The 8,970-nt window shown below is 69.6% G+C and carries 6 protein-coding genes and 1 pseudogene; 2 read left to right on the top strand and 5 right to left on the bottom strand.

Annotation, left to right across the window (positions count from 1 at the left end; translation table 11 throughout):
* Together DQP56_RS20095 and guaA are read right to left on the bottom strand one after the other, a co-directional pair.
* Window positions 1-217: pseudogene (locus tag DQP56_RS20095) on the bottom strand (hypothetical protein); the annotation flags it as partial.
* 217 nt (window positions 218-434) lie between these two features.
* Window positions 435-1,988, bottom strand: coding sequence for a glutamine-hydrolyzing GMP synthase (guaA, locus tag DQP56_RS20100; protein WP_112688463.1), 1,554 nt, complete (start codon window positions 1,986-1,988; stop codon window positions 435-437).
* Window positions 1,989-2,080: 92 nt separating this feature from the next.
* Between guaA and DQP56_RS20105 the strand changes: the two genes are divergently transcribed.
* Both DQP56_RS20105 and DQP56_RS20110 read left to right on the top strand, forming a co-directional pair.
* A complete protein-coding gene (locus DQP56_RS20105; RefSeq protein WP_112688465.1) occupies window positions 2,081-2,830 on the top strand; it encodes a beta-phosphoglucomutase family hydrolase in 750 nt (249 codons plus the stop codon).
* Complete coding sequence (locus DQP56_RS20110; protein WP_112688457.1) at window positions 2,827-5,187, top strand: glycoside hydrolase family 65 protein; 2,361 nt, start codon at window positions 2,827-2,829, stop codon at window positions 5,185-5,187. Before DQP56_RS20105 ends, DQP56_RS20110 begins: the two co-directional genes overlap by 4 nt.
* 4 nt (window positions 5,188-5,191) lie before the next feature.
* Here the strand turns inward: DQP56_RS20110 and DQP56_RS20115 are convergent, their stop codons facing one another.
* The 3 genes from DQP56_RS20115 to DQP56_RS20125 all read right to left on the bottom strand — a co-directional run.
* Window positions 5,192-6,925, bottom strand: coding sequence for a GMC oxidoreductase (locus DQP56_RS20115; protein WP_112688459.1), 1,734 nt, complete (start codon window positions 6,923-6,925; stop codon window positions 5,192-5,194).
* Window positions 6,926-7,222: 297 nt separating this feature from the next.
* Window positions 7,223-8,350: a GuaB3 family IMP dehydrogenase-related protein gene (locus tag DQP56_RS20120; protein WP_205868932.1), complete on the bottom strand. Its 1,128-nt coding sequence runs from the start codon at window positions 8,348-8,350 to the stop codon at window positions 7,223-7,225.
* Window positions 8,351-8,417: 67 nt separating this feature from the next.
* Window positions 8,418-8,970 (bottom strand): IMP dehydrogenase (locus DQP56_RS20125; RefSeq protein WP_205868931.1); only part of this gene is annotated, 553 nt, incomplete at its 5' end.

The following is an 8,970-nucleotide window of genomic DNA, read 5'->3' on the forward strand; positions in this document are numbered from 1 at the left end:
CCCCGGCCAGCAGCGGCGGAACCGGCAGCGCGGCCTCGAAAGCCTGGGCAGCCGGAACAGCCGAGACCACTCCCCGCCGCCCGGCGCCTACCTTTCCGGCCACCGCCGCCATCTGCCGACGCAGCTGTTCCAGCTGGTCAGCGCGATTTTCAGGGCCGCTGGGACGTTGCCCCAGCTCCACCGCCGCCGTCATGATCGCCTCCGGGAAACCTCGCATCGACTCGAAACTATGTTCGATTGACCCGAGTGAACACTTCCCCACCGACAACCGTCAAGCCGGGCGGATCAGGCGTCCCGCGCGTCACACCCGCACCGCATCAGCAGACTTCGAAGAACGGCCCGGTTGCCGCTCGGCGGCGGCCAACAGCGACCGTGGCTTGCTCCTGTGGCGCCTGAGGCGGATGCGCCCACAGCGCGGTAAGTGACGGGTGTGTCTACTCCCACTCGATGGTGCCGGGCGGTTTGCTGGTGACATCCAGCACGACGCGGTTGACCTCGGGCACCTCGTTGGTGATCCGGGTGGAGATGCGCTCGAGCACCTCGTAGGGGACCCGGGTCCAGTCGGCGGTCATGGCGTCCTCGCTGGAGACCGGCCGCAGCACGATCGGATGCCCGTAGGTGCGGCCGTCGCCCTGCACCCCGACCGAGCGGACGTCGGCCAGCAGCACCACCGGGCACTGCCAGATCTGATGGTCCAGACCGGCGGTGGTCAACTCCTCGCGGGCGATCGCATCGGCCTGACGCAGCGTCGCCAGCCGCTCCGCGGTGACCTCGCCGACGATCCGGATGCCCAGCCCCGGCCCGGGGAACGGTTGGCGCGCCACGATCTCCTCCGGCAGCCCCAACTCCCGTCCGACCGCGCGCACCTCATCTTTGAACAGCAGCCGCAGCGGCTCGACGAGAGTGAACTTCAGGTCGTCCGGCAGCCCGCCGACGTTGTGGTGGCTCTTGATGTTCGCGGTGCCGGCACCCCCGCCGGATTCCACCACGTCCGGATACAGCGTGCCCTGCACCAGAAAATCGATCGGTTCCTCGGCGGCCAGATCACGCACCGCGCCCTCGAAGGCGCGAATGAACTGGCGCCCGATGATCTTTCGCTTGCCCTCCGGGTCGGACACCCCCGACAGCGCGTCCAGGAACGTCTCGGCGGCGTCGACCGTGATCAGCTTCGCCCCGGTGGCGGCGACGAAGTCCTCCTGCACCTGCTCGCGCTCCCCGGCGCGCAACAACCCGTGGTCGACGAACACACACGTCAGCCGGTCCCCGATGGCGCGCTGCACCAGCGCCGCGGCGACCGCGGAATCCACCCCACCGGACAACCCGCAGATGGCGTGCCCGTCACCGATCTGCTCACCCACCTGCGCGATCAGCGCGTCGGCGATGTTGGCCGGCGTCCAGGACGCGTCGATCCCGGCGAACTCGTGCAGGAACCGGCTGAGCACCCGCTGCCCGTACGGGGTGTGGATCACCTCCGGGTGGTACTGCACCCCGGCCAGTCGGCGGGCCCGGTTCTCGAACGCGGCCACCGGAGCGCCCTCGGTGCTGGCCACTACCGCGAACCCGTCCGGGGCGGCGGTCACCGCATCGCCATGGCTCATCCACACCGGCTGGGAAGCCGGGAAGCCCGAATGGAGTTCGCCGCCGGACACTTTCAGCTCGGTGCGGCCGTACTCACTGGTGCCGGTACGCTCGACGGTGCCGCCGAGGGCGGCCGCCATCGCCTGAAAGCCGTAGCAGATGCCGAACACCGGCACATCGAGGTCGAACAGCGCCGGATCGAGCCGGGGGGCGCCGTCGGCGTAGACGCTGGCCGGCCCGCCGGACAGCACGATCGCCCGCGGTTCACGCGCGGCGATCTCCTCGACGGTCGCGGTGTGCGGAACGACTTCGGAGAACACCCGCGCCTCCCGGACCCGGCGCGCGATCAGTTGGGCATACTGCGCGCCGAAGTCGATGACCAACACGGGGCGAGGCGATGGAGACGACACCACACAGAGCTTAGTGGCGGCAAACTCAACCCATCCGACGGTAGGCATGGTGAAGTGGACACAACCGGAAAGGAGGGCGGACCGTGTCCGAACTGCTCGGCCTGCCCCGGTCGGTGCGCGCCTGCCTGTTCGATCTGGACGGCGTGCTCACCGACACCGCCAGCGTGCATACCCGGGCCTGGAAGGCCATGTTCGACGCGTATCTGTCGGCACGCTCCGAACGCACCGGCGAGCCGTTCGTGCCGTTCGACCCGGTCGACGACTACCTGCGCTTCGTCGACGGCCGGAAACGCGACGACGGGGTGCGTACCTTTCTGGCCAGTCGCAACATCACGCTGCCCGACGGCACCGACGACGACCCGCCCGACGCCGAAACCGTGCACGGCCTGGGCAACCGCAAGAACGAGGCCTTCCACCTGACGCTGCAGACCGACGGGGTGGACGTGTTCGAAGGCTCCCGGCGCTACCTGGCGGCGGTCACCGCGGCAGGCCTGGCCACCGCGGTGGTGTCGGCCAGCGCCAACGCCGGCGAGGTACTGGCGATCACCGGCCTGGAGAAGTTCATCGGCCAGCGTGTCGACGGCGTCACCCTGCGCGCCGAACGCCTCGCGGGTAAACCGGCCCCCGACTCGTTCCTGCGGGCGGCGCAACTGCTCGACGTCGACCCCGCCGCGGCCGCGGTGTTCGAGGACGCGCTGTCGGGGGTGGCGGCCGGACGGGCCGGCGGGTTTGGTTTCGTGGTGGGTGTCGACCGGGTGGGGCAGGCCGAAGACCTACGCAGCCATGGCGCCGACGTCGTTGTCACCGATCTGGAGGAACTGTTGGGAGAAAAGGCCGAATGATTCCTGAGGACTATTTTCCGATCGAGCCGTGGCAGGTCCGCGAAACGCGGCTCGACCTCGATGTGCTCGGGCAGACCGAATCCCTGTTCACGCTGTCCAACGGGCACATCGGCCTGCGCGGCAACCTCGACGAGGGCGAGCCCTACGGCCTGCCCGGTACCTACCTGAACTCGTTCTACGAGGTTCGGCCGCTGCCCTACGCCGAAGCCGGGTACGGCTATCCGCAGGCCGGGCAGACCGTCGTCGACGTGACCAACGGCAAGATCATCCGGCTGATGGTCGACGACGAGCCGTTCGACGTCCGCTACGGCGAGCTGATCGACCACGAGCGGATCCTCGACATGCGGGCGGGCACCCTGACCCGCCGCGTGCACTGGCGCTCCCCGGCGGGCCAACAGGTCAAGGTGCACTCGACCCGACTGGTCTCGCTGGCCCAGCGCAGTGTCGCGGCCATCGAATACACCGTCGAGGCCGTCGACGAATTCGTGCGTGTGACAGTGCAATCCGAGCTGGTCGCCAACGAGGATCAGCCGCCGACCTCCGGTGATCCCCGGGTCGCGGCGATCCTGGACCACCCGCTGGAAGCCGTGGAACGGGAGACCACCGACACCGGCGCGGTGCTGGTGCACCGTACCCGGGCCAGTGATCTGATGATGGCCGCGGCCATGCACCACGAGATCGAGGTACCGGGCCGGGTCCAGGTCAACACCATGGCGATTCCCGACGTGGCCGCGACCACCGTGGTGTGCGGGCTGCGGCCGGGACAGCAACTGCGGATCATCAAGTACCTGGCCTACGGCTGGTCCAGCGAGCGGTCCCGGCCCGCGCTGCGCGACCAGGCGATCGCCGCGCTGACCGGTGCGCGCTACAGCGGCTGGCAGGGGCTGCTGGATTCCCAGCGGGCCTACCTCGACGAGTTCTGGGACGGTGCCGACGTCGAGGTCGACGGTGACCCCGATTGCCAGCAGGCGGTCCGTTTCGCGCTGTTCCACATCCTGCAGGCCAGCGCCCGCGCCGAACACCGGGCGATCCCCAGCAAGGGGTTGACCGGCACCGGATACGACGGCCACACGTTCTGGGACAGCGAGAGTTTCATCATCCCGGTGCTGACCTACACCGCTCCCTACGCGGCGGCCGACGCGCTGCGCTGGCGGTCGTCGACGCTCGACCTGGCCCGCGACCGGGCCACCGAACTCGGGCTGGCCGGTGCGGCGTTCCCGTGGCGGACGATCCGCGGCCAGGAATGCTCGGGGTACTGGCCGGCCGGCACCGCCGCCTGGCACATCAACGCCGACATCGCCGCGGCATTCGAGCAGTACCGGGTCGTCACCGGGGACGGCTCGCTGGAGGCCGAGTGCGGGCTGGAGGTGCTGATCGAGACGGCCCGGCTGTGGCGATCGCTGGGTCACCACGACCGGCACGGGGTGTGGCACCTGTCGGGGGTGACCGGCCCCGACGAGTACACCGCGATCGTCCGCGACAACCTGTTCACCAACCTGATGGCCGCCCACAACCTGCGCACCGCCGCCGACGCGTGCGCTCGCCACCCCGATGCCGCCCAGGAACTGGGGGTCACCAACGAGGAGATGGCCAGCTGGCGGGATGCCGCCGACGCGACGCACATTCCCTACGACGAGGAGCTCGGCGTTCACCCGCAGTGCGAAGGTTTCACCTCCGCCGCGGAGTGGGACTTCGACAACCGGACCACCTACCCGCTGTTGCTCAACGAGCCCTACGTGCGGCTGTACCCGGCCCAGGTGGTCAAGCAGGCCGATGTGCTGCTGGCCATGCACTGGCGCAGCCATGCGTTCACAGCTGAGCAGAAGGCCCGCAACGTCGACTACTACGAGCGGCGCACGGTGCGGGACTCCTCCCTGTCGGCGTGCACCCAGGCGGTGATGTGCGCAGAGGTGGGCCACCTGGAGCTGGCCCACGACTACACCTACGAGACGGCGTTCGTCGACCTGCGCGACCTGCACGACAACACCCGCGAGGGTTTGCATCTGGCGGCACTGGCCGGGACCTGGCTGGCGCTGGTGGCCGGGTTCGGCGGGCTACGTGACGACCAGGGCGTGCTGGCGCTGAACCCGGCTTTGCCCGAGGGGATTTCACGCCTGCGATTCCGGTTGCGCTGGAAGGGATTCCGCGTGACGGTAACCGCCACCGACGACGAAGTCAGCTACACCCTGCGGGACGGCCCGGACGGCCTGCTGACGATCCACCATGCCGGCAAGGAACTCGAACTGAGCACGCAAGCGCCCACCACGGTGCCGGCGTGTCCGCGCGAGCCACTGCTGCCGCCACCGATGCAGCCGCCCGGCCGCGCGCCCTCCCACCGGCGCCAGTTCGCGCGGTGACGCCTCAGCCGATACCGGAAGCCCAGCGCAGCGCGCCGACGGCGTGGTCGGGCACCGCCGGGTTCTTCGGCGCGATCGGCTCCAACCGCCGATAGGGTTCGCCCTGGGCCGGCCGCTGGTCGTCCTCACCTTTGTTCGGCCACAGCGACGCGGCCCGCTCGGCCTGCGCGGTGATCGACAGCGACGGGTTGACGCCGAGGTTGGCCGAGACCGCCGCACCGTCGACCACCGCCAGCGTCGGGTAGCCGTACACCCGCTGGTAGGGGTCGATGACGCCGTGCTCGGGGCTGTCTCCGATCGCCGCCCCGCCCAGGAAGTGCGCGGTGAGCGGGATGTTGAACAGTTCGCCCCAGGTGCCGCCGGCCACGCCGTCGATCTTGGCGGCGATGCGGCGGGTGACCTCGTTGCCGACCGGGATCCAGCTCGGGTTGGGTTCACCGTGGCCCTGCTTGCTGGTGTAGCGGCGGATGCCCAGCTTGCCGCGTTTGGTGAACGTGGTGATCGAGTTGTCCAGGTGCTGCATGACCAGCGCGATCACCGTGCGCTCGCTCCACTGCTTGGGGTTGAGCAGCCGCAGGATGTGCGCCGGGTCTTCACGGGCCTGATCCAGCAGCTGCTTCCAGCGCGGGACGTCGGTTCCCTGCGGGCCGGCGCCATCAGTCATCAGGGTCTGCAGCAGGCCCATCGCGTTGGAGCCCTTGCCGTAGCGGACCGGTTCGACGTGGGTGTCGGCGGTCGGATGGATCGAGGAGGTGATCGCCACGCCGTGGGTCAGGTCCAGGTCCGGGTTGACGTTCAACGTGGCTGCGCCGACGATCGATTCGGAGTTGGTGCGGGTCAGCACACCCAGCTTGTCGGAGAGTCGGGGCAGCTTCCCCCGGTCGCGCATCTTGAACAGCAACTTCTGGGTGTTGTAGGTGCCCGCGGCCAGGATCAGATACCGGGCGGTGAAGGTCTTGCGGTGCCGGCGCACCCGCAGGCCGGTGCGCACCGTCCGCACCTGCCACAGCCCATCGACATCCTGCTCGAAGCCGGTCACGGTCGTCATCGGATGCACTTGCGCGCCAGCCGATTCCGCCAGGTACAGGTAGTTCTTCACCAGGGTGTTCTTGGCGCCCCACCGGCAGCCCGTCATGCACTCGCCGCACTCCAGGCAACCGGTGCGCTGCGGGCCGGCGCCGCCGAAGTATGGGTCGGGCACCGTCTTGCCCGGGGTCTTCTCGCCGCCCTCACCGAAGAACACCCCAACCGGCGTGGGCACGAACGTGTCGCCGACGCCCATGTCGTCGGCGACCTCCTTGACGATGCGGTCGGCGTCGGTGAACGTCGGGTTCTTGACTACTCCGAGCATCCGCTGGGCCTGGTCGTAGTGCGGCATGAGCTCGGCACGCCAGTCGGTGATGTGCGCCCACTGCTTGTCGGCGAAGAACGGCTCCGGCGGCACGTAGAGGGTGTTGGCGTAGTTCAGCGAGCCGCCGCCCACCCCGGCGCCGGCCAGCACCATGACGTTGTTGAGCAGGTGGATCCGCTGGATGCCGTAGCACCCCAGTTTCGGCGCCCACAGGAAATCCCGCAGGTGCCAGGAATTCTTGGCGAAGTCCGGGTCGGCGTAGCGGCGGCCCGCCTCCAAAACGCCGACCCGATAGCCCTTCTCGGTCAGTCGCAGCGCGCTCACGCTGCCACCGAACCCCGAGCCGATGATGAGGACGTCATAGTCAGGTTGGCGATCAGGCTCCATAGCCCGCAAGTATGGCTCTACCCGCCGGTAACTTGCTAGCTAGGCAGCCCTTACCTGTCGGGGTCATTCGGCGGTTCCAGCTTCGCATCGCCTCCACCGGCCCGGGGGCCGACTCCGGCGAACCTCGCTGAACCGCCGGGGTCATTCGGCGGTCCCAGCTTCGCTTCGCCTCCACCGGCCCGGGGGCCGACTCCGGCGAACCTCGCTGAACCGCCGGGGTCATTCGGCGGTTCCAGCTTCGCTTCGCCTCCACCGGCCCGGGGGCCGACTCCGGCGAACCTCGCTGAACCGCCGGGATCAGCTCCCGACGGTCAGCCCGACCTTCTGGAATTCCTTGAGATCGCAGTAGCCGGCCTTGGCCATCGACCGGCGCAGTCCGCCGACCAGGTTCAACGAGCCGAACGGGTCGTCCGACGGGCCGTCGAGCACCTGCGCCAGGCCCGGACGCTCACCGTAGGCGACCTGCATCAGCGCGCCACGCGGCAGCGAGGGGTGCGCCGCCGCCGAGGGCCAGTACCAGCCCTCGCCCTGCGCCTCGGCCGCCGCGGCCAGCGGCGTGCCCAGCACCACCGCGTCGGCGCCGCAGGCGATCGCCTTGGCCAGGTCCCCGGAGGTGTGGATGTCGCCGTCGGCCAGCACGTGCACGTAACGCCCGCCGGTCTCGTCCAGGTATTCGCGGCGGGCCGCGGCGGCATCGGCGATCGCGGTGGCCATCGGCACGGAGATGCCCAGCACCTCATCGGAGGTGGTGACCCCCGCGGTGGAGCCGTAGCCGACGATCACCCCGGCCGCGCCGGTGCGCATCAGGTGCAGCGCGGTGCGGTGGTCGATCACCCCGCCGGCCACCACCGGGATGTCGAGCTCGGAGATGAACGTCTTGAGGTTCAACGGTTCGCCGTCGCTCGCAACCCGTTCGGCGGAGATGATGGTGCCCTGGATGACCAGCAGATCGATGCCGGCGGCCACCAGCGCCGGCGTCAGCGCCGCGGCGTTTTGCGGGCTGACCCGCACCGCGGTGGTCACCCCGGCCTCGCGGATGCGCGCCACCGCGGCACCCAGCAACTCGGGGTCCAGCGGTGCGGCATGCAACTGCTGCAGCAGCCGGATCGACGCCTCCGGCTCCGGCTCCTTGGCCGCGACCTCGACGACCTGAGCGATCTTGGCCTCGATGTCGGCGTGCCGGCCGACCAACCCTTCACCGTTGAGCACCCCCAGGCCGCCGAGTTTGCCCAGCTCGATCGCGAACTCCGGGGAGACCAGCGAGTCGGTGGGGTGCGCCAGCACCGGGATCTCGAACCGGTAGGCGTCGAGCTGCCAGGCCGTCGACACGTCCTTGGAGGAGCGGGTGCGCCGGGACGGCACGATGTTGATGTCGTCGAGCTCGTAGGTGCGACGGGCGGTGCGGCCCATGCCGATCTCAACCATGTCACGCATGACGGGTCAGCCTCGTTTCTGTTTCGCGGTGCGCGAATGCGCCGGGACGAACGCCTGCTCAGCGCACGTAGTAGTTGGGCGCTTCCACGGTCATGGTGATGTCGTGCGGGTGGCTTTCCTTCAGGCCGGCCGCCGTGATTTGCACGAACTGCGCCTGCTGCAGCGCCTCGATGGTCGCCGACCCGGTGTAGCCCATCGCCGCGCGCAGCCCGCCGGTGAGCTGGTGGATGACGGTGGTCAGCGGGCCCCGGAACGGCACCCGGCCCTCGATGCCCTCGGGCACCAGCTTGTCCTCGGAGAGCGCGTCGTCTTGGAAGTAGCGGTCTTTGGAGTAGGACTTGGCTCCGCCGCGGCCCTGCATCGCGCCCAGCGACCCCATCCCGCGGTAACTCTTGAACTGCTTGCCGTTGACGAAGATCAGCTCGCCGGGCGACTCGGCGGTGCCGGCCAGCAGCGAGCCGAGCATGGTCGTCGACGCCCCGGCGGCCAGCGCCTTGGCGATGTCACCGGAGTACTGCAGCCCGCCGTCGGCGATCACCGGTACGCCCGCCGGCGCACAGACGGCCACGGCCTCCATGATGGCGGTGATCTGCGGGGCGCCCACCCCGGCT

Origin of the sequence: Mycolicibacter senuensis (genome assembly GCF_003284925.1) — a bacterium.
Classification (GTDB): Bacteria; Actinomycetota; Actinomycetes; order Mycobacteriales; family Mycobacteriaceae; genus Mycobacterium; species Mycobacterium algericum_A.